Source organism: Jeotgalibacillus sp. 10bf12, from assembly GCF_055597105.1.
The window spans coordinates 1,908,886-1,928,524 of record NZ_CP200276.1; the positions used below are offsets into that span (position 1 = coordinate 1,908,886).

Below are 19,639 nucleotides of genomic sequence, written 5' to 3' on the forward strand. Positions count from 1 at the left end.
TTCTGTTAATGCGGTAAAAACACCAGCTGATAAGCAAATAAAATAGCAAACAGATACACAAGAAAATGAACCTCTCTCCATTTCCCCTTCACAACCTTTAAAATCGGGTAGGAAATAAATCCAAGCGCAATCCCTGTTGCGATACTGGATGTCAGCGGCATACTTAAAATAATCAGGAATGCAGGGAAAGCTTCATCAATCTCTCCCCATTTTATATGTGAGATACTGCTCATCATCAGGCTTCCGACAATAATCAGTGCAGGAGCTGTAATCGCTGCGACCCCGGAAACCGCACCAACTAAAGGTCCGAAAAAAGCAGCAACAATAAATAATCCTGCCACGGTAACGGTTGTCAGTCCCGTACGTCCACCTGCTGCGACACCTGAAGACGATTCAATATAAGCAGATGTCGGACTTGTCCCGACCATCGCGCCTGCTGTAGCAGCAATCGAATCAGCCAGCAGTGCCTGTCTTGCGCGCGGCATTGTTTTCCCCTTCATCAGCCCGGCCTGTTGTGCAACACCGATCATTGTGCCGGTTGTATCAAAAATCGTAACAAGCAGGAATGAAAAGACCACAGCGAATAGTCCATACTGAATGACATCGCCAAATGCTGCAATCGGATTTGAAATGATGATTCCTTCAGGAAGGCTCGGAATCGCTAAAACTCCATCAAACTGAAGCTGACCCGTGAAGTAAGCAACTGCTCCGGTGAAAATCATACCAATAAACAGTGCGCCGTTTACATTCAGCGCCATTAGAATCAACGTGACAGCAAGGCCCGCAAACGCTAATATCACCGGGGCCGAATGAAGGTCACCCAATGCAACAAGATTATCCGGGTGAGCAACAATAATACCGGTCATTCTCATCCCGATAAAAGCGATAAACAATCCGATTCCGGCAGTGATTCCGTGCTTCAGGTTGTCGGGAATCGCTTCAATCAGTTTTTTTCTGAATGACGTCAATGAAAGAACGGTGAAGAGTACACCTGCAACAAATACCGCTGCAAAAGCTACTTCATAGGTGATGTTTGTATTGGTGCCTACTACTGAAAAGGCAAAATATGCATTTAACCCCATGCCGGGTGCGATTGCAATCGGATAATTGGCCATCAGTGCCATCCAGAGTGTTCCGATGACAGTTGCAATAATCGTAGCGAGGAATACCTGGTCAAATGGTACACCTGCACTTGATAAGATAATCGGATTGACAACAACAATATAAACCATTGTCATAAATGTTGTGAAACCTGCCAGCAACTCCGTTTTGACAGTGGTGTTATTTTCTTTTAAATGAAAGCGAAACATCAAATCAGTCCTTTGTTAAAAATACGAACGTTTTTATGCACAAGTTATATAATATTCGTTTATATTGGTTGTTACAACCCCTTTTAAAGAATTCTTTGTAGAAAATTTTTGTGTTGGGATTTTGCACATGATTTTACAGTCATCTGCTTTCAATCATAGCGCCGATCCATTAAGATGAATGAAAAGACAGCAGGGGGTTATGAGATGTATCACGAAATCCAGCATTTATCTGCTCCTGAGCAGGCTGAATTGATCACAAGAAAGCTCATTGAAATGAAAAGCTATACAGGAACACCCGGAGAAGTACATAAAGTCGAAAAAATATATGAATGGATTCGTTCATTTCCATATTTTAAAGATCATCCGGAGCACGTCTGGATTCAGCAGATTAAAGATGACCCTTTTCAAAGGAAAAACGTCTGGGCCATGCTGCCGGGAAAATCTGATAAAACCGTTTTATTTCATAGCCACATTGATACAGTAGGGACAGAGGATTTTGGTTCACTGCAGAACATGGCACATGATCCTGACAAGCTTGAGGGGTTTTTTAAGGATTTCCCTGGAGACTATCGTGTACGGCAGGAGGCAACATCAGGAGAATGGCTCTTTGGCAGAGGATCGCTTGATATGCAAAGCGGAGCGGCAGTGCATCTTGTCAATCTGCTTCAGTTTTCTGAAGAGGAACGTGATGGCAATTTACTGTTTCTATTTAACCCGGATGAAGAAAGCGAACATGCAGGCATGCTTGGAGCGCTTCAAGAGCTTGCAAAAATGAAGAAAGAAAAGCAATTTGACTATGTAGCAGCGATCAATAATGACTTTATCGCACCGATGTATGATGGTGACCGAACGAAATATATTTATACTGGTGCAGCAGGTAAAGTGCTTCCATGCTTTTATATTTACGGACGGGAGGCGCACGTTGGGGATGTTCTCACTTCAATAGATCCAACACGTATTGGTGCTGAGCTGAACAGAAGGATCAATCAGAATATTGATCTGGCAGAAGATCTGGATGGTGAATATGTGCTGCCACCGGCATGTCTTCATTTTAAAGACGATAAAAAAGATTACAATGTGCAGACAGCGATCAGTGCGCATTTATACTTTAACTATTTTGTATTCGAACAGACAGCTCAGGATGTAATGGAGAAGCTCCGGAAAATTGCGATTGAAGCGGTTTATGAAATCAGCCGAGAAAGTACGCGGAAGTACAGCGACTTCAGAAAGAAGCATGGCTTCCCGCCAAGTGACTGGAATTTTCAGATGGATGTCAGTACATTCAGTGAGCTTGAATCATCTTTGAGGGCCCAGGGGATCGATGTAGAAGGTCCTTTAAATGAAGTGGTGAAAAAATTTAAGGGGAAAGATAAGCGTGAAGCTGCATTTGCACTTGCTGAGAAGCTGCAGCAGCTTGACCCTGAAAAGACACCGCGTGTGTTAATGTTCTTTGCGCCGCCGTTCCTGCCGCACAATTATTTAAGTAATAAAAATGAGCACGGAACAGACATTATGCAAAAGCTTGAGAAACACTTAAAGGAAACAGCTGAAGCTGAAGGGGAGGAGTTTGTCACTAAACGATTTTTTCCGTATTTAGCTGATGGGAGCTTTCTCTCTCTTCACGAATCAGAAGAAGCCATTGAGATGCTGAAGAGAAATATTCCAAGAATGCAGGATCTTTATCCGGTACCGATTCATCTGATCAGGGAGCTGAATATTCCTTCTATTAATATCGGTGTCTACGGACGTGATGGTCATAAATGGACGGAGCGGGTGTATAAGCCTTATACGTTCGGTATCCTGCCGGGGTTGATTAAGCGGTTTGCAGAGGATCTGGTTAAATAAGCCTTGTTCCAGGGACTGGGCTCAGTCTGGTGCGGACGTTCGAATAAATAGAAAGATGATGGAATTCATTTGAAAGGTATTGGAATTAATCTGATAGATGATGGAATTCCGCTGCTGCCCAAGATCCGGTAACGAATCAGCGTAAAAGGTGACGGAATACATCCATAGCTGATAGATATATTTAAAAAGGTGACGCAATGAAGTGTTCCGAGCACCGGCCCGCCAATCGTCCGGCATACAATCAAATCCATGCAACAAGGAAACAAAAAGGGTGAGACACCAGCGTCTCACCCTTTTCATGCATTATACATATTCAACTAACTCATCAATATCAATTCTCTCAGACTTACGAGCTTCTTTAGCCGCTTTACCAACTGTAATCAGCATGACAGGCACGTAACGGTCTGAAATTTCGAATTCCTCAATCAGCTGCGCATCACTGAAACCGCCGATTGGACAAGTGTCCCAGCCTTTTGCTTTAGCAGCGATCATGAATTGCATGGCTGCAAGTGACGCATTGGAGAAAGCTGCGTCGCGTGCAAACTGCCCGTTTTCATAAGCGCCCTGAATCTGTCCATTCAGCGCCTGTTTGATTTCCTCAGACATTGCGCCTTTTTCAACAGCAGGGTCGAATGCAGCATCGACATTTTCATTTGCTCTCAGATCACCAAGAACGGCGATTACTGCTGATGCGTCTGTGATCTGCTGCTGGTTATAAGCGATCGGCAGCAGGCGTTCCTGGGATTCAGGGTTATGAAACGCGAGAAACTTCCAGTGCTGAAGATTCCAGGCTGAAGGTGCCTGTCCCATTGCTCCAAGCAGTTCATTCAGCTCTTCACGGCTGATTTCTGCTTCAGGATCATATTGTTTAGTCGCTCTTCTCTCAAAAAGAACATCAAATACATTTTTTTCTAAAGTCGTTGTTGACATGTTAAAATCCTCCTGGCATTCACTTTCTCTATTAAAATCAGTTACTTTTAGTTATTAGTAAACAGTGATTACTATAGTATAAGCAAATGGTTATTGTCAAGTATTCAGGTGCTAAAAAAGCTTCTGCAGTCTTTGAATAGACTGCAGAAGCTTATATGCTAGCTGAAGAAATGTTCAAGCTGATTCAGCCTGTCACTCTTTCTGGCGTCACCGGGTTTTCTTGCTTCTCCGATAAAGTATTTTTTGAAGTCCATATTTGTAAACTCAAATATATGCTTAAACTGAAGAATCAGTGGCAGGCCTTTCAGGTCTACCTGATCTCCGCCGCACGTGATCAGATAACCATGTTTCCCGGAGATACGTTCTTTAAAGTTCAAGTCAGGATCACGCATTGCCTGAGACCACCTGTCAATAAATGTTTTCATATAGCCGCTCATCCCGTACCAGTATAATGGTGTGGCAAAAAGAATGTCATCTGCTTCAAGCATCGCTTCAACGACTTGTGTATGGTCATCATAAACAGAATCAAATCCATTTTCATCATGGCGCTGATCATGAATCTGCCGGATATTCTTTTCCCTCAAACGAATCCATTTTACATCTCCTGTATATGAATCAGCAGCTTTTTCAGCAAAAAACTCTGAATTACTGTTTTCGCGGGAGCTTCCGCTAATAATTAATAAAGTCACAAATATCATCCTTCCTTTTAAACAGATTCTATATCTTACTCATTCTATGATAAAGCGATCCGTCTGATACTTTGAAACTGAGATTTTCGAAACTATGTTTATAAAAGAAACTAAAAGGTAATAATATAAAACGTGAATTAATTTTCAGAAAATGATACTGATGAAAAGGGAGAGTGTCCAATGTCTAACGTAAAATTAGCAATTATTTATTACAGTTCAACAGGTACTAACTACAAGCTGGCGAAATGGGCAGAGGAATCTGCAAAGGAAACTGGCGCAGAGGTTAAAGTGCTTAAAGTGGAAGAAACAGCACCACAGCAGGCAATTGCTTCAAACCCTGCATGGAAGGAACATTATGAAGAAACCAAGGAGGTCCCGGTTGTTACGTTGAATGACCTTGAGTGGGCGGATGCATTTATTTTCAGTATTCCAACACGTTACGGTAGCATGCCTGCTCAAATGAAGAATTTCATTGATACAACAGGTGGCTTATGGTTTAACGGGAAGCTTGTTAATAAAGTAGTAAGTGGTATGAGTTCAGCTCAGAACCCGCACGGTGGACAGGAAGCAACGATCCTGAACCTTTACACAACAATGATGCACTGGGGTGCGATTATTGCAGCGCCTGGTTATTCAGATCCTGTGACATTCGCTTCAGGCGGTAACCCTTATGGCACAAGCGTAACGGTTGATGGGGATGGAAACATGCAGGAAAATGTGGCTGATGGTGTGAAATATCAGGCCAAGCGTACAATTGAAGTAGCGAAATGGGTTAAAGCAGGAAAAGAATAATCACAACAAAAGCAAAGGCCAGTGTGCCTTTGCTTTTTTTATGTCATTTAAAATAACCCGGAGCAGGTGCACTTGCACTGATCTGCTCTAGTGTAAAAGGATGTGTAAATGTCAGCTTCTTCGCATGCAATGCCTGATAGATGAACTGTTTAGAGATTGAACCATAAAGCGTATCTCCTGCGATCGGATGACCAATGGATGAGAGGTGTACCCTGATTTGATGGGTACGGCCTGTTTCAAGGTTCAATTCAACGAAAGACAGGTTTTTGTCTCCATCATAAGATACCAGCTGATAATGCGTAACAGCCTTCTGACCGCCAGGGGACACGCGCCTTCTGACAGGGTGGTGCCGGTCTTTACCGATTGGCTGACTGATTGTTCCATGCGGCTTCATTTTACCTTCTGCCAGCGCAATGTATGTCCTTTTAATCAATCTTTTTTCAAGAAGTTGATCCAGTAATGGTTTAACTGCCGGATGCTTGGCAAAAAGAATGGCACCTGTTGTGTCACGGTCAAGTCTGTGAATTGGCTGTGCGTAACCTGAATGATCTGCTGAAAGTAAATAATGTACGACTGCATTTTGCAGCGTCTTTTTATCTGACTCATCGTTTGGATGTGTATCTAGGCCTGCAAATTTATTGACCACTAACAGATGTTCATCCTCATACAGCACTTCAATCTCATGATTCCATGCCGGAGCGGATTGTGAAGCATCATATTCAAACGAAATCACATCGCCTTCAGCCAGTGGATCTTTCCACGGCTTGAGCTCTCCGTTAATTAATATACTTTTCTCCATCCGCCACTGATGAATCGTTTTCTTGCTGAAAGCGAGATGATCTTTTAATAAAGCATCTAACGTGTATCCGTCCCAATTTGTGTGAATCTTTATTGAAAAACGTTCTTTCATCTTTACTGCTCCTTTCTCTCATCTGTATGAAAAAAACTGCCGGGAAATCAGCAGCTGTGATCCCCCGGCAGTTAATGGTTTATTCTCCTGTTACATTGCGCTCAAAGAATGCTCTGTAATCCTCTTCAGTTGCAGCTCCGACAATACCGTCTACAGCTTCGCCATCTTCATAGTGAATCAGCGTTGGTGTTGACTGAATGCCGTATTGGTTCCATGAATTATCAAACTCAAGTAAATTATGCTGAAGCATATCAACGTTCATTTCTTCTGCAAGTGGAGCCAGTATAGGTGTTGTCTCCTGACAGAATTGACAGGTAGGACTGAAAAAGTAAACGGTCGTAGCTTCACCGCTTGTAATACGTTCTTCCAGCTCATCAGGTACGATCTGATTCTGATAATTTTCATCATCAAGCAGATCAATTGTTGCCTGATTCAAATCGTCTTTACCGTATGGATTATCCTCAGTAGCAGAAGAGTTCTGCATATTTGTTATCAGGGCGATTGCTGCAAAAATCAGCACAATGACACCGCCGAAAATTAAAACTTTTTTCATGATTGTGTTGCTCCTTTCGATTGCTTAAGAATCATCAGACTCAAAACAAAAATAATGGTAAAGGCAGTCAGTGCCAATAATGGAATCGTGATAAATCCTGCCCAGTTAATATATTCTCCTGTACATGGGACTCTGCCGCATGCAGGAGCAGAAGCTGACAGGGTATCAATCTTCTGAATGCTGTAATGATAAATCGATATACATCCGCCAATCCCGGAGAGAATTGCAGAATAAAGGGCAGCTTTTGCATCTTTTCTAATGATCGCAATGAGTAAAATGATTACAATCGGGTACATAAAAATGCGCTGGTACCAGCACAGCTCACATGGCTCAAATCCTCTTATTTCTGAGAAATATAATGATCCCATTGTAGCAGTAAAAGCGGCAGCCCATGCAGCAAAAAGCATATTTTCAATCTTTTTGGTCATCATGACGCCTCATTTCGCTTGAAAATCTCTTGTCATTGAAGATTGTAAAATTAAAATGACAATAATACAAGCGGAGAAAATACATAACCCTTAAAAACAGATTGAATATGTCTAAAATTTGGCACGATAAGACTTACAGCTGTTATTATTATATATTGGGTTTATAATTAACAGTAACTATGTGCTTGAGGAGTGAAAGTATGTCTGAAAAACTTGATTTATCTCAATTTGAGAAGAAAATGATCATTCGTAAAATGATTCATGCGGATATAGATAAAATTATTCATATGCAAAAACTCTGCTTCCCCGGCATGCAGCCATGGAAAACAGAGCATCTGGAAAGCCACCTGGAAATGTTCGCTGACGGCCAGCTTGTCGCTGAACTTGATGGGGATATCATCGGCTCATGCTCAAGTCTGATCATTAACTTTGATGAATATGATGATCGTCATACGTGGGACGATGTAACAGATGAAGGATATATCACGAACCATAATCCTGACGGATACAACCTTTACGGCATTGAGGTCATGGTACACCCTGACTTCCGCCGGATGAAGGTGGGTCACAGATTATATGAAGCAAGAAGAGAGTTAGCGAGAGAGTTCAACCTGAAGAGTATTATTATCGGTGGAAGAATTCCGAACTACCATAAATACTCAGGTGAAATGTCACCACGTGAATATGTTGATTCTGTTCAGATGCATAAAATCTATGATCCGGTATTGTCATTCCAGCTGATCAACGGGTTTACACTGATGCGGATTAATCCGAACTATCTGCCGGATGATAAGCAGTCAAATAAATATGCAACACTGATGGAATGGAACAATGTAGACTACCGTCCAAAAACAAAGAGACACTTCAAGACGAGCCACCCTGTGAGAATCTGTGTTGTACAGTACATGATGCGTCAGATCGATTCATTTACTGATTTTGCAAACCAGGTTGAATACTTTACAGATGTGGCTTCAGATGCACAGTCAGACTTTGTCGTGTTCCCTGAAATTTTCACCACACAGCTGATGTCGTTCCTGAATGAAAAGTCTCCAAGTATGGCTGTTAGAAAGCTGACGGATTATACGGAAGAGTATATTGAACTCTTTACTGATCTTGCAGTACGGTACAACGTCAATATCATCGGTGGCTCCCACTTTGTAAAAGAAGAAGATGACGAGATTTATAACATCGCTTATCTATTCAGAAGAGACGGGACGATAGAAAAGCAGTACAAGCTTCATATCACACCGAATGAACGTAAATGGTGGGGAATCAGCCCTGGAGACACAGTCAGAGTATTTGATACAGACTGCGGTAAAATTGCAATCCAGATCTGTTATGACATTGAATTTCCTGAGCTTGCACGTATTGCGACAGATATGGGTGCGAAAATTATCTTCACACCATTCTGTACAGAGGATCGTCAGGGTTACCTGCGTGTTAGATACTGTTCGCAGGCACGTGCTGTTGAAAATCAGATCTATACTGTCATTTCAGGTACAGTCGGCAATCTGCCTGAAACTGAAAATATGGATATCCAGTATGCACAATCAGCAATCTTTGCGCCATCAGACTTTGAATTTGCACGTGATGGGATTGTCGGTGAAACAGACCCGAACCTTGAAATGGTGATGATCGGGGATGTCGACCTTGAAATTCTGCGACGTCAGCGTCAGGGCGGAACCGTGCGCCAGCTGAAGGACCGGAGACATGATATTTATGGGATTAACTACAAAAAATAAAGAATGATCAAGGGGAGAGATGGTATAAGGCTCCTGTGGAAAACGTGCAGTGGTAATGCCCGGAAAGTAAATACCCGGGCCACAGCGTTCATCCACAGAAAGCGAATACCGTCTCTTCTTGTTTCATTTAAAGATTCTTTTCAGACTTTTCAATATTCAACAGTCTGAGGGCATGCTACAATAGTAAAAAGTCAATCGGAGGGGATTTTATGAGCGTACAAAGCACTTATGACAAATGGGTTAATTTCAAAGGGCTGGATCAGGAGCTGCATGCAGAACTCGCAGCAATGAAAGGCAATGACAAAGCAATTGAAGATGCATTTTACAAAAACCTTGAATTCGGTACAGGTGGCATGCGTGGTGAAATCGGTGCCGGAACAAATAAAATGAACACTTACACAGTCCGCAAAGCAGCAGAAGGATTGGCGAAATACATAGAAAAAAATGGAGAAGAAGCGAAAAATAAAGGCGTTGTGCTCGCGTATGACTGCCGCAGAAAATCGCCTGAGTTCTCTATGGAAATTGCGCGTACTCTTGCTTCACATGGTATTAAGACATACGTATTCGAATCACTCAGATCAACACCTGAGCTTTCTTTTGCCGTGCGTCACCTTGGTACGTTTATGGGCGGAATGACTACAGCAAGTCACAACCCTCCTGAGTATAACGGGTTTAAAGTATACGGTGCTGATGGTGCCCAGCTGAATCTGAAGGATGCAGATGATGTGATTGATGAAATCAATCTGATTGAAAATGAACTCGATATTCAGGTTAAGCCTGTTGAGGAACTGAAGTCTGCTGGTCTGATTGAGATCGTCGGCGCAGAGGTGGATGATGCGTATGCAGAGCATTTGATTACTGTATCTGAAAAGCCTCAAATGGCAAATGAATCAGATCTTAAAGTTGTATTTTCTCCGCTGCATGGTGCATCTAATGTAATGGTGCAGCGCGGACTGAAAGCGCTTGGTTATGACTTACATGTTGTAGCAGAGCAGGAACAGCCTGATTCTGAATTCCCGACGCTTAAATCTCCAAACCCTGAAGAGCCTGGCGCATTCGAGCTTGCGATCAGAGACGGGAAGAAAGTCAATGCAGATCTTTTGATTACAGCGGATCCCGATGGCGACAGACTCGGGCTGGCAGTGCAGGGACCAAATGGAGAATATACGCTGTTAACAGGAAATCAGACAGGCGCGATCCTGCTTGACTATCTTTTAGCACGTAAGAAAGAAAAAGGACATCTGCCGGAGAATGGTCGTGTCTTTAAAACGATTGTAACGTCTGAAATCGGCAGGAAAGTAGCTGAGCATTACGGTGCTTCTGCAGAAGACGTACTTACTGGATTTAAATTTATCGGAGAAAAAATTAAAAACTACCAGGCAACAGGAGAATACGAGTTCCTGTTTGGTTATGAAGAAAGCTACGGCTATCTTGTAAAAGACTTTGCACGCGACAAAGATGCCATTCAGGCAGCACTTTTAGCAACTGAAGCGGCAGCTTATCATAAAGCTGATGGTAAAACCCTGTATGAAGTACTTCTCGCAATTTATGAACAGCATGGCTATTACAAAGAAGACCTTGAGTCAATTACGATGAAGGGGAAGGATGGAGCTGAAAAGATCCAGTCGCTCTTAACCTCTCTCAGAAAAACGCCGCTTGAAGAAGTAGCAGGCCTGTCAGTTGAAGCCCAGGAAGATTACTTGACTTCATTACGCCGCCATTCTAAAGAAAGGGCAGAGTATAAAATTAACCTGCCGGCTTCTAACGTATTAAAATATTTTCTTGAAGACGGCTCATGGGTATGTGTCAGACCGAGCGGCACAGAGCCAAAGATCAAATTTTACTTCAGCGTAGTCGGCTCATCACTTGAGGACAGCGAGGAGAAACTTGAAAGCATTAAGCAATCCTTTATGGAGAAAATTAAAGCTGAATTGAACTGAATTGAATCTATATTTCATTAAAAAAGCTGACACATTTTATTTTGTGTCAGCTTTTTTAATTGTTCCGCTGCACTTCAGTCAGACGCTTTCCGGATTGTTGTTGTTAAGTTCAGGATTCGCCTTGTGGGGTCTCAGCTTCCAACTGATCGTCCCGGAGTCGCCGCCTTCCGCTACGCTGCACTTAAGTGTTAATTTGAAATGATTTTCATAATTAATCATTATCTGTCTTCATGTATTTCAGCCTTTTGACCGAACAGGAATCATTAGTACCCTTACAGTCTATGACTTATAATAAAAGCAATAGAAACAGGCGGTGATTGAATGAACGATCCTTCACATGTAACCATCCTTAAAGAAATTGCTGAGCTTCTTAACGAAGAAACAGAACTTGAACCGATGCTTCAGGGATCTCTTGAGAAGTTCCTTGAAGGTACAGATTTTCATACAGGATGGGTTTTTTTTATAGAAGAAAACGGAGATCATGCATTAATTGCCCATGAAAATCTTCCTGACATACTGACTGAAGAGGACTGCTTGTATATGAAAACGGGAGGCTGCTGGTGTGTGAACCGCTTCAGGCAGGGGCGGCTGAGAAAGGCCTCAAATATCATTGAGTGCAAGCGGATCACTGAAGGCATTGACCGCAGTAAGGAAAATCCTGAAGGCATTACGCATCATGCCACAGTTCCGCTGCAGTCAGGGAATGAGCGTTTTGGTTTATTAAATGTTGCCACACCTGGCAGACGTGAGTTTGAGGCACATGAACTTGCGCTTCTCGAATCTGTTGCTTTTCAAATCGGATCTGCAATCAAGCGGATTCAGCTGACAAAAAAAGAGCAAGAGGTTGCACTGATGCAGGAGCGTAACCGGCTTGCGCGTGATCTGCATGATTCCGTGAATCAGCTGTTGTTTTCCATGACGCTCACTGCAAGAGGCGGAGCTGAAATGTCTGAGGATCCGGATATAAAAGAAACTTTTCATGGACTCCAGTCTCTGGCCCAGGAAGCATTAACTGAAATGAGAGCCCTGATCTGGCAGCTCCGGCCAAAGGGAGTGGAAGGCGGACTGACTGAAGCGCTGAATGGATTTGCTGAGATGCTGGGTCTGAAAGCAACTATAAAAATTGAAGGCGTGTTGAATCTGCCCGCTAAAGTGGAAGAAACCATTTTCAGAATCGGGCAGGAAGCGATCACAAATTGCAAACGGCATGCCGGCGCAGATGAGCTCTATATCTGGATTGACGCAGCGTCTGATGAGATTGAAATGACAATCCGAGATTTTGGACGGGGTTTTTACCCGGATCACGTAGAAAAGCTCCCGTCAGTGGGAATATCAAGTATGAAAGAAAGAACCAGATTATTAAACGGTAAATTTTCACTAAAAAGTCACCCGGCTGAGGGAACGCAAATTAAGATCACATTGCCTTATTAGGAGGTCCATTTATGTCTATAAAATTGTTAATCGCTGATGATCACCATGTGGTCAGAAGAGGACTTGTGTTCTTTTTAAAAACGCAAAAAGATATTGAAATTGTCGGAGAGGCTAAAAATGGTGTGGAAGCAGTAGCGATGGTAAAGAAGTTCCAGCCTGATGTTGTATTAATGGACCTTGTTATGCCCGAGATGGATGGTATTGAAGCCACAAGAGAAATCAAACGGGCACTACCTTCAACAGAAATTATGATGCTGACAAGCTTTTCAGATCAGGATCATGTCGTACCGGCAATCGAAGCGGGAGCTGCCGGGTATCAGTTAAAAGACATTGAGCCTGATGAATTGGCAGACTCAATCCGGAAGCTAGTGAACGGTGAGAATACATTGCATCCTAAAGCAACGAGTCACCTGATGACACGCGTTAATTATGATGAACCATCTCCTCATGAGGTTCACCAGCTCACGAGAAGAGAAAAAGATGTGCTGCTTGAGCTTGCAAAGGGGAAAAGCAACAAGGAAATTGCATCCTCATTATTTATCACTGAAAAAACAGTTAAAACTCATATTTCGAATCTTTTTTCTAAGCTTGAAGTATCAGACCGTACTCAGGCCGCGCTCTATGCAGTCAGACACGGACTCGCTTCACCTGAGAGGAAATTTTAAAACTGTGCAGCTGCACAGTTTTTTCTTTTGAAAAGTCGTCACAGTCGACTGACAGATTATGACCAATATATAATGGGTAGCATCAAATAAAGACAGGAGGAATGTGAAGTGAAAGCACTACTGTTAAAGGATAAAGGTCAATGGCGTAACATGAAGGTTGAAGAGATTGAAATACCTGTGCCTGCGGAAGATGAGGTTTTGGTAAGAGTGAAAGCTGCAGGACTGAACCCGGTTGATTATAAAACCGGAGAAAATGGTTCTCCAGCCTGGAGCTATCCACACATTCTCGGGCTTGATGCAGCTGGAGATGTGGTAAAGACGGGTGCTTCAGTGAAAAATCTAAATGAAGGTGACCGGGTTGTTCTTCTGGCTGATATGACTAAAAAAGGTGCATTTGCTGAATATACAGTTGCAAAGGCTCATACTGTTTCAATACTGCCAGAAGGAGTATCCTATACGGATGCTGCAGCGTTGCCGGTTGCCGCTTATACTGCTTATCAGGCACTGTTTTACAAGCTTCATATTCAAAAGAACAAGTCGATTCTGATCCATGCCGGTGCAGGTGGTGTTGGAGGCTTTGCGATTCAGCTTGCAAAATATGCCGGGCTCACAGTCATCACTACGGCATCAGAAGAAAATCATGAGTATGTAAAGCAGCTCGGTGCAGACTTGGCAATTGATTATAATAAAGAGGATTTTGTCGGGAAAACAAAAGAATTTACAAATGATCTTGGTGTAAATTATGTGCTAGATACAGTTGGACAGGATAATGCGACAAAATCACTTAAGGCACTTGCATATAATGGTCAGATAGCATTTATTGCAGGACAGCCTGAAATGAATGATTCCATTTCATTTGCCCATCCGATCTCATTCCACCATGTAGCGCTTGGCAGTGTATTTCAGTCGGGAAATCATGCTGAAGAAGCTACACTCAAATCAATAGGAGATCATTTGGTTGAGCTGCTGGCTAAAGATGAAATAAAAAGCCTGGTCGAGCAGGTAATATCACTTGAAGAAATACCAGCTGGACTTGAACAACTCGAAACAAGAAAAGTAAAAGGGAAAATTGTAGCGGAAATCAACTAAGCAGGACCGGGAGCTTATTAAGCTTCCGGCCCTGTTTTTTTTAGTCATCAAGTTCCATTTCAAGAATGTCACCTGTCTCTGCATCAATATCAAATTCAGCTTCCTGGTCCCCATTTTTTAATTCAATTTCATAAATCATTCTTCCGTTATCATCATCGAGTTCGATTTCTTTAAGCTTGCCATTAAATTCAGCTGTCGCAATATCAAGCGCTTCCTGCTGGGTCAGGAGATCATCTGAATTGCGATAAACATTTCTGTCATCGTCATCCCAGTCAGTTTTGCTTCTCAGCACTTCTCCTGTCACGGCGTCCATATCAAGATCAACATCTTCACGTCCGTTGTCAATATCAATATCATAAACCATTTTGCCATTTTCACGTTCAAGCTCAATGCTCTCTACAACACCACCAAATGCTGTCAGCGCTTTTTCCTTTGCTTCCTCAAGAGATAGAAGTGTTTCTTCTGACTGACTTCCTGCAGGATTTGACTGTGCGGTTTCTGTCCGGTCATCGTCCGTTGTTCTTTCAGCAACTTCAAAGTTCTCTTCCGGAATACCGACTGTTTTAAATTGATCAGCTACTGCATTTGCACCAAATACGCCTCCGAGAATGACTACTCCTGCGAGGGTCCCAATTAACTTTTTGTTCATGTGTAATGCCTCCTTATGTTGTTCTTAATTTTATCTTACCCGTGCATCCTTAGAAGAAATGGGGAGAAAGATTAGAAATTAATGAGAATGAGATGTTTTGAAAAAGAATAGAGTATAGGAAGGAGGCGACCTGAGTGGAATCAAACGAATTAGCCAGAACAATTGGAGAAGTAACAGAGATTGCGAAGGGATTTGGTCTCGACTTTTATCCAATGCGCTATGAGATCTGCCCCGCATCAGTGATCTATACATTCGGTGCATATGGGATGCCATCGCGCTTTTCACACTGGAGTTTTGGAAAGCAGTATCACAAAATGAAAATGCAATATGATCTTGGACTGAGCAAAATTTACGAGCTCGTTGTGAATACAAATCCATGCTATGCATTTCTCCTGGATACAAATACACTGATTCAGAATAAATTAATCATCGCCCACGTACTTGCGCATAGTGACTTTTTCAAAAACAATGTACGCTTCAGTAAAACGAATAGAGATATGATTCAGCAGATGAGTTCAACCTCAGAGCGGATTAAAGCCTATGAAAAACAATATGGTGTTGAAAAAGTAGAGGATTTTTTAAATGCTGTGTTAGCCATTGAAGAGCATATTGATCCGCTGCTTTTTAAAACTGAGAAGCCGGCTGACGAAAAACCTCATGTGAAGTATAAAGAGCCGTACAGTGATTTATGGGATAAAACAGCTGAAGATGATGAGGTGCCAAAGAAGAAAAAGTTCCCTGAGCAACCTGAAAAAGATCTGATGTTGTTTATTCAGTCTCATAGCAAGGAGCTTGAAGAATGGCAGCGGGATATTATGACGATGGTAAGAGAAGAAATGCTGTACTTTTGGCCGCAGCTGGAGACGAAAATTTTGAATGAAGGATGGGCCACTTACTGGCACCAGAAAATCATGAGGGAGCTTCCATTATCTGAAGAGGAAACGATTGAGTATGCAAAATTAAATGCCAGTGTGATTCAGCCGTCGAAAACCTCAATTAACCCGTATTATCTTGGATTAAAATTGCTTCAGGATATAGAAAAGAAGGAAGATAATCCGAAAAATGCATTGAAAAAGCTGTTTGAGATACGTGAGCTTGAATCGGATCAATCATTCATCAGAAACTACTTCACTAAAGAATTCTCCAGACAGGAGGACCTGTACTTATTTCAGCAGTTTGGCAAGGATTATAAAATAACAGATAAGGATTTTGAAGCGGTTAGAGATGAGCTGATTCAGTCAAGAGTGAATGGAGGTTTTCCTTGCCTTTATGTTGAAGATGGGGATTATTTAAAGAATGGTGAGCTTTATATCCGTCATTCGTATGAAGGCACAGAGCTTGATGTTCAGTATCTTGAGAAAGTACTGCATTATGTTTATCAGTTGTGGGGCAGAACGGTCCATTTTGAAACGATGTTGAATCAAAAAGCTTTCCTGTTTACGTGCAGTGGCCGTGGGGTATATAAAAAACAGATTGAATATACAACTTGAGCAGATCAGTTGAATTGATCTGTTTTTTCATTTAATATTACTTTGTATTCGAGATAATTGAGAATATGACTTTCGTAAGTGGTAATAATTTTTTAAGAAAAGGAGTTTTTACATCATGAAGGTACTAGTCGTAAAAGCAAACAATCGTCCATCGGACCAATCAGTTTCTGCAAAAATGCACGATCTTTTCCTTGAGGAAATTAAAAATAAAGAAGAGATTACAATCGATCAGGTAGACCTGTATAATGAAGAACTGCCGTATATCGGTCAGGATTTCCTGGCAGCACAATTTAAGTCAGCAGAAAGTGCACCGTTATCAGAAGCGGAAAGCAATGTTTTAACAATCGCAAACAGCCACCTTGACCGATTCAAGCAGGCAGATGTTGTTGTATTTGCATTCCCGCTGTGGAACTTCACAGTACCTGCAGTACTTCACACGTATATGGATTATCTGTTCCGCGCAGGGGAAACGTTCCGCTATACTGCTGAAGGTCCTCAGGGCTTAATGGGAGACAAGCGTGCGATCCTGCTGAACGCAAGAGGTGGAGACTACTCAGCGCCAGCAATGCAGGGAGCAGAAATGAGTGTAAACTTTATTAAAAACGCACTTGGATTCTTCGGTATCCAGCAGCAGACTGATGTCATCATTGAAGGGCATAATCAGTATGTTGATCGTTCTGAAGAAATCAAAGAAGAAGGCTTTAAGCGCGTAGTTAAAGCTGCAAAAGATTTAAGCGCAGTTGCTGCACGATAAAAAATGACAGTTCCGCACCTTTGCGGAACTGTTTTTTTATTTATTTAACTACGTTATGATCAATTTATTGAAAGGGAGTGAGAAACAAATGAACTATGTTCGAAACTTAAGAGAAAAAATTGGTCATGATCCGGTTAATCTGGTCGGAGTGACGGTCCTCGCTTTTAATAAGTCGGGTAACATTCTGCTTCAAAAAAGGCCGGATGATATATGGGGTTTGCCGGGAGGGTTAATTGAACTTGGAGAAGCAACAGAGCAGGCTGCAAGAAGAGAGGTAAAGGAAGAGACGGGCATTGAAGTAGGAGTGCTCCAACTCGTGACTGTATTATCAGGAGAAGACTACCATGTGAAACTGCCAAATGGTGATGAATTCTATGCAGTGACAATTGTGTATTATACAAAAGACGTTACTGGAGTACCTGAAGCTGACGGCATTGAAACAATTGAAACAGACTTTTTCCCACCGAATGAATTACCTGAAGGTGTCAGTCCGAGAATTAAAAAGATGCTGAGAGATTCGGCAGATCAGTTATCAGATTTCGGTAAAAAAGAACATTAAAAAACCTTCCGGAATTGCTCCGGAAGGTTTGTGTTATAAAAGCATATGTAGCATCACTGCGCCAATACCAATTCCTAAAATAAAGTAATTCTGAATACCGCCGGGCTTTTCCTCACGTGACGAAACCTCTTCCAAACGCTGAAGCAAATGATCCATTTTCATTAAGATCCACTCCATTCAGTTAACGGTATCATCATTATATACAATTAAGAAAGCGCTTTCAATTCAATTTAAAAATGTAAATGAATTAGAAAATCCCGGACGGCTAAGCATCCGGGATGAACATTAATGTCCTGACATTTTTGCGTCAGGCTGATCGTACACAGAGAGCTGATCAACCAGCTCGTTACTTTCTTTATTTAATCCAGTCAGCTTCACCTTAGCGCCATTTTGCTGAATCTTAATGGCAACCTTGTCAACAGCATTAATCGCTGAATCATCCCAGAGATGAGCTTTAGTAAAATCGAGCACAACTGTATCCATACCCTGAGGATCATAATCAATTTCTGATACAAAATCAGTAACAGAAGCAAAGAAGATTTGTCCTTCAACACGGTACGTAATACGTGATGCCGCTTCATTAATTTCTTTTTCGATGTGTACTTTAGAGATTTTCGCTGCGAAGAATATGGCACTTAACAGCACACCGGCCAGCACACCGATTGAAAGGTCGTGTGTGATGACAACCGTAGCGACTGTTACGATCATGACAGCAGCATCTGATCTTGGTACTTTATGAAGACGCGTAAGTGATCCCCAGTCAAAAGTACCGATCGATACCATAATCATGACACCGACTAATACAGCCATCGGGATCTGAACAACGACATCTGTTAAAATCATGATTAATCCAAGTAATACAGCACCTGCAGTGAACGAAGAAAGTCTGCCGCGTCCGCCCGATTTCACGTTAATGACGGCCTGTCCAATCATCGCACAACCGGCCATACCGCCGAAGCAGCCTGTAATCATATTGGCAATTCCCTGACCACGTGCTTCTTTATTTTTATCACTTGGTGTATCCGTCATATCGTCTACAATTTGAGCCGTCAATAATGACTCAAGTAAACCGACAATGGCAAGCGAGATAGAATAAGGAAGAATAATCATCAGCGTTTCAAATGTAAATGGGACATTTGGAATTAAGAATGAAGGGAGGGTCTGAGAAATCGTTCCCATGTCTCCAACTGTCTTTGTTCCAACGCCTGTCAGCATGACAAAAGCCGTTACGACAATAATGGCAATCAGCGGTGAAGGGATCGCTTTAAAGAATCTTGGAACGATATATATAATCGCAAGTGATACAGCTACCAGCGCATACATCATCCATCCTGCACCCTCAAACTGATCCAGCTGCGCCATGAAAATCAAAATGGCAAGTGCGTTCACAAAGCCGATCATGACTGAATTCGGAATAAAACGCATCAATTTCCCGAGCTTTAATACACCCATAATCAGCTGAATTAAACCCGTCAGAATTGTTGCAGCAAATAAATACTGTAATCCATGATCCGCTACAAGTGTCACCATAAGGAGTGCCATCGCTCCGGTAGCACCTGAAATCATTCCAGGTCGTCCACCAATAAAAGCAATGACAACAGCGATACAAAAGGCAGCATAAAGTCCAACCATCGGGTCAACACCTGCGATGATTGAAAAGGCAATGGCTTCCGGAATTAATGCAAGGGCCACAAGTGTACCGGACATTAAGTCCCCGCGCACGTTACCGAACCATTCCTGTTTATATTTAGTTAAATCCAATTCAAAAATCTCTCCTTTAAATGTATTTTGCGACTTTTCACTCTCAGAAAAGTCAGGTCCGTTTATAACGAGAAGAATTATAGCACGTTTATGCCCTGTGAA

General features: G+C 42.2%; 19 protein-coding genes. 10 read left to right on the forward strand and 9 right to left on the reverse strand.

Translation table 11 applies throughout. The annotated features are described in order from the left end of the window. Positions 1-5: 5 nt before the first annotated feature. A complete protein-coding gene (locus DH10bf12_RS09990) occupies positions 6-1,310 on the reverse strand; it encodes an NCS2 family permease (RefSeq protein WP_471735159.1) in 1,305 nt (434 codons plus the stop codon). A 204-nt stretch (positions 1,311-1,514) separates the two neighbouring features. Here DH10bf12_RS09990 and DH10bf12_RS09995 point away from each other — a divergent pair, with 204 nt between their 5' ends. Next, positions 1,515-3,155: a M20/M25/M40 family metallo-hydrolase gene (locus DH10bf12_RS09995; protein WP_471735160.1), complete on the forward strand. Its 1,641-nt coding sequence runs from the start codon at positions 1,515-1,517 to the stop codon at positions 3,153-3,155. 303 nt (positions 3,156-3,458) lie between these two features. On the opposite strand, the gene DH10bf12_RS10000 is transcribed toward DH10bf12_RS09995, so the two are convergent. Continuing rightward, on the reverse strand, positions 3,459-4,085 hold the full coding sequence (locus tag DH10bf12_RS10000) for a nitroreductase family protein (protein WP_471735161.1): 627 nt from the start codon (positions 4,083-4,085) through the stop codon (positions 3,459-3,461). Between the two features lie 158 nt (positions 4,086-4,243). Next, a complete protein-coding gene (locus DH10bf12_RS10005) occupies positions 4,244-4,774 on the reverse strand; it encodes a flavodoxin family protein (RefSeq protein WP_471735162.1) in 531 nt (176 codons plus the stop codon). A 180-nt stretch (positions 4,775-4,954) separates the two neighbouring features. Here DH10bf12_RS10005 and wrbA point away from each other — a divergent pair, with 180 nt between their 5' ends. Continuing rightward, positions 4,955-5,566, forward strand: a complete 612-nt coding sequence (gene wrbA / locus DH10bf12_RS10010; protein WP_471735163.1) for an NAD(P)H:quinone oxidoreductase type IV — start codon at positions 4,955-4,957, stop codon at positions 5,564-5,566. Positions 5,567-5,609: 43 nt separating this feature from the next. Here wrbA and DH10bf12_RS10015 read toward each other — a convergent pair whose 3' ends face one another. From DH10bf12_RS10015 to DH10bf12_RS10025, 3 genes are all read right to left on the reverse strand, one after another. Next, the gene (locus DH10bf12_RS10015; RefSeq protein WP_471735164.1) at positions 5,610-6,476 is read right to left on the reverse strand and encodes an RluA family pseudouridine synthase; all 867 of its coding nucleotides are present in this window, start codon (positions 6,474-6,476) and stop codon (positions 5,610-5,612) included. A gap of 79 nt (positions 6,477-6,555) precedes the next feature. Further along, positions 6,556-7,029, reverse strand: coding sequence for a thioredoxin family protein (locus tag DH10bf12_RS10020; protein WP_471735165.1), 474 nt, complete (start codon positions 7,027-7,029; stop codon positions 6,556-6,558). Next, entirely contained in the window at positions 7,026-7,457 is a 432-nt protein-coding gene (locus DH10bf12_RS10025; RefSeq protein WP_471735166.1) for a disulfide oxidoreductase, read from the reverse strand. The genes DH10bf12_RS10020 and DH10bf12_RS10025 overlap by 4 nt, the downstream gene beginning before the upstream one ends. A gap of 200 nt (positions 7,458-7,657) precedes the next feature. On the opposite strand from DH10bf12_RS10025, the gene DH10bf12_RS10030 reads away from it, so the two are divergent. The 5 genes from DH10bf12_RS10030 to DH10bf12_RS10050 all read left to right on the forward strand — a co-directional run bounded on the left by DH10bf12_RS10030 (position 7,658) and on the right by DH10bf12_RS10050 (position 14,324). After that, a complete protein-coding gene (locus tag DH10bf12_RS10030) occupies positions 7,658-9,199 on the forward strand; it encodes a GNAT family N-acetyltransferase (protein ID WP_471735167.1) in 1,542 nt (513 codons plus the stop codon). 209 nt (positions 9,200-9,408) lie between these two features. Then, complete coding sequence (locus DH10bf12_RS10035; protein WP_471735168.1) at positions 9,409-11,139, forward strand: phospho-sugar mutase; 1,731 nt, start codon at positions 9,409-9,411, stop codon at positions 11,137-11,139. A 321-nt stretch (positions 11,140-11,460) separates the two neighbouring features. Continuing rightward, positions 11,461-12,570, forward strand: coding sequence for a GAF domain-containing sensor histidine kinase (locus tag DH10bf12_RS10040; RefSeq protein ID WP_471735169.1), 1,110 nt, complete (start codon positions 11,461-11,463; stop codon positions 12,568-12,570). 11 nt (positions 12,571-12,581) lie between these two features. Beyond that, positions 12,582-13,235, forward strand: coding sequence for a response regulator (locus tag DH10bf12_RS10045; protein WP_471735170.1), 654 nt, complete (start codon positions 12,582-12,584; stop codon positions 13,233-13,235). A 108-nt stretch (positions 13,236-13,343) separates the two neighbouring features. Next, complete coding sequence (locus tag DH10bf12_RS10050) at positions 13,344-14,324, forward strand: zinc-binding dehydrogenase (protein WP_471735171.1); 981 nt, start codon at positions 13,344-13,346, stop codon at positions 14,322-14,324. Between the two features lie 40 nt (positions 14,325-14,364). On the opposite strand, the gene DH10bf12_RS10055 is transcribed toward DH10bf12_RS10050, so the two are convergent. Next, entirely contained in the window at positions 14,365-14,973 is a 609-nt protein-coding gene (locus DH10bf12_RS10055; RefSeq protein WP_471735172.1) for a PepSY domain-containing protein, read from the reverse strand. A gap of 134 nt (positions 14,974-15,107) precedes the next feature. Between DH10bf12_RS10055 and DH10bf12_RS10060 the strand changes: the two genes are divergently transcribed. The 3 genes from DH10bf12_RS10060 (at position 15,108) to DH10bf12_RS10070 (ending at position 17,776) form a co-directional block, all read left to right on the forward strand. Continuing rightward, positions 15,108-16,463 (forward strand): SpoVR family protein, encoded by a 1,356-nt coding sequence (locus DH10bf12_RS10060; RefSeq protein ID WP_471735173.1) that lies wholly within the window; start codon positions 15,108-15,110, stop codon positions 16,461-16,463. A 112-nt stretch (positions 16,464-16,575) separates the two neighbouring features. After that, positions 16,576-17,217, forward strand: a complete 642-nt coding sequence (locus DH10bf12_RS10065; RefSeq protein ID WP_471738219.1) for an FMN-dependent NADH-azoreductase — start codon at positions 16,576-16,578, stop codon at positions 17,215-17,217. Between the two features lie 88 nt (positions 17,218-17,305). After that, entirely contained in the window at positions 17,306-17,776 is a 471-nt protein-coding gene (locus DH10bf12_RS10070) for an NUDIX hydrolase (RefSeq protein ID WP_471735174.1), read from the forward strand. Between the two features lie 33 nt (positions 17,777-17,809). Here the strand turns inward: DH10bf12_RS10070 and DH10bf12_RS10075 are convergent, their stop codons facing one another. Then, positions 17,810-17,938 carry a hypothetical protein gene (locus DH10bf12_RS10075; protein ID WP_471735175.1) on the reverse strand — a complete coding sequence of 43 codons (129 nt, stop codon included), beginning with the start codon at positions 17,936-17,938 and terminating at the stop codon, positions 17,810-17,812. A gap of 123 nt (positions 17,939-18,061) precedes the next feature. Next, entirely contained in the window at positions 18,062-19,483 is a 1,422-nt protein-coding gene (locus DH10bf12_RS10080) for a SulP family inorganic anion transporter (protein WP_471738220.1), read from the reverse strand. Between the last annotated feature and the right edge of the window lie 156 nt (positions 19,484-19,639).

What these genes read in the sequence shown, in the direction of transcription:
- DH10bf12_RS10040 (WP_471735169.1), top strand. Translation starts at nt 11,461, where the DNA reads ATGAACGATCCTTCACATGTAACCATCCTTAAAGAAATTGCTGAGCTT.
- DH10bf12_RS10025 (WP_471735166.1), bottom strand. Translation starts at nt 7,457, where the DNA reads ATGACCAAAAAGATTGAAAATATGCTTTTTGCTGCATGGGCTGCCGCT.
- DH10bf12_RS09990 (WP_471735159.1), bottom strand. Translation starts at nt 1,310, where the DNA reads ATGTTTCGCTTTCATTTAAAAGAAAATAACACCACTGTCAAAACGGAG.
- DH10bf12_RS10075 (WP_471735175.1), bottom strand. Translation starts at nt 17,938, where the DNA reads ATGAAAATGGATCATTTGCTTCAGCGTTTGGAAGAGGTTTCGTCACGT.
- DH10bf12_RS10070 (WP_471735174.1), top strand. Translation starts at nt 17,306, where the DNA reads ATGAACTATGTTCGAAACTTAAGAGAAAAAATTGGTCATGATCCGGTT.
- DH10bf12_RS09995 (WP_471735160.1), top strand. Translation starts at nt 1,515, where the DNA reads ATGTATCACGAAATCCAGCATTTATCTGCTCCTGAGCAGGCTGAATTG.
- DH10bf12_RS10045 (WP_471735170.1), top strand. Translation starts at nt 12,582, where the DNA reads ATGTCTATAAAATTGTTAATCGCTGATGATCACCATGTGGTCAGAAGA.
- DH10bf12_RS10055 (WP_471735172.1), bottom strand. Translation starts at nt 14,973, where the DNA reads ATGAACAAAAAGTTAATTGGGACCCTCGCAGGAGTAGTCATTCTCGGA.
- DH10bf12_RS10015 (WP_471735164.1), bottom strand. Translation starts at nt 6,476, where the DNA reads ATGAAAGAACGTTTTTCAATAAAGATTCACACAAATTGGGACGGATAC.
- DH10bf12_RS10080 (WP_471738220.1), bottom strand. Translation starts at nt 19,483, where the DNA reads ATGTCCGGTACACTTGTGGCCCTTGCATTAATTCCGGAAGCCATTGCC.
- DH10bf12_RS10030 (WP_471735167.1), top strand. Translation starts at nt 7,658, where the DNA reads ATGTCTGAAAAACTTGATTTATCTCAATTTGAGAAGAAAATGATCATT.
- DH10bf12_RS10000 (WP_471735161.1), bottom strand. Translation starts at nt 4,085, where the DNA reads ATGTCAACAACGACTTTAGAAAAAAATGTATTTGATGTTCTTTTTGAG.
- DH10bf12_RS10020 (WP_471735165.1), bottom strand. Translation starts at nt 7,029, where the DNA reads ATGAAAAAAGTTTTAATTTTCGGCGGTGTCATTGTGCTGATTTTTGCA.
- DH10bf12_RS10035 (WP_471735168.1), top strand. Translation starts at nt 9,409, where the DNA reads ATGAGCGTACAAAGCACTTATGACAAATGGGTTAATTTCAAAGGGCTG.
- wrbA (WP_471735163.1), top strand. Translation starts at nt 4,955, where the DNA reads ATGTCTAACGTAAAATTAGCAATTATTTATTACAGTTCAACAGGTACT.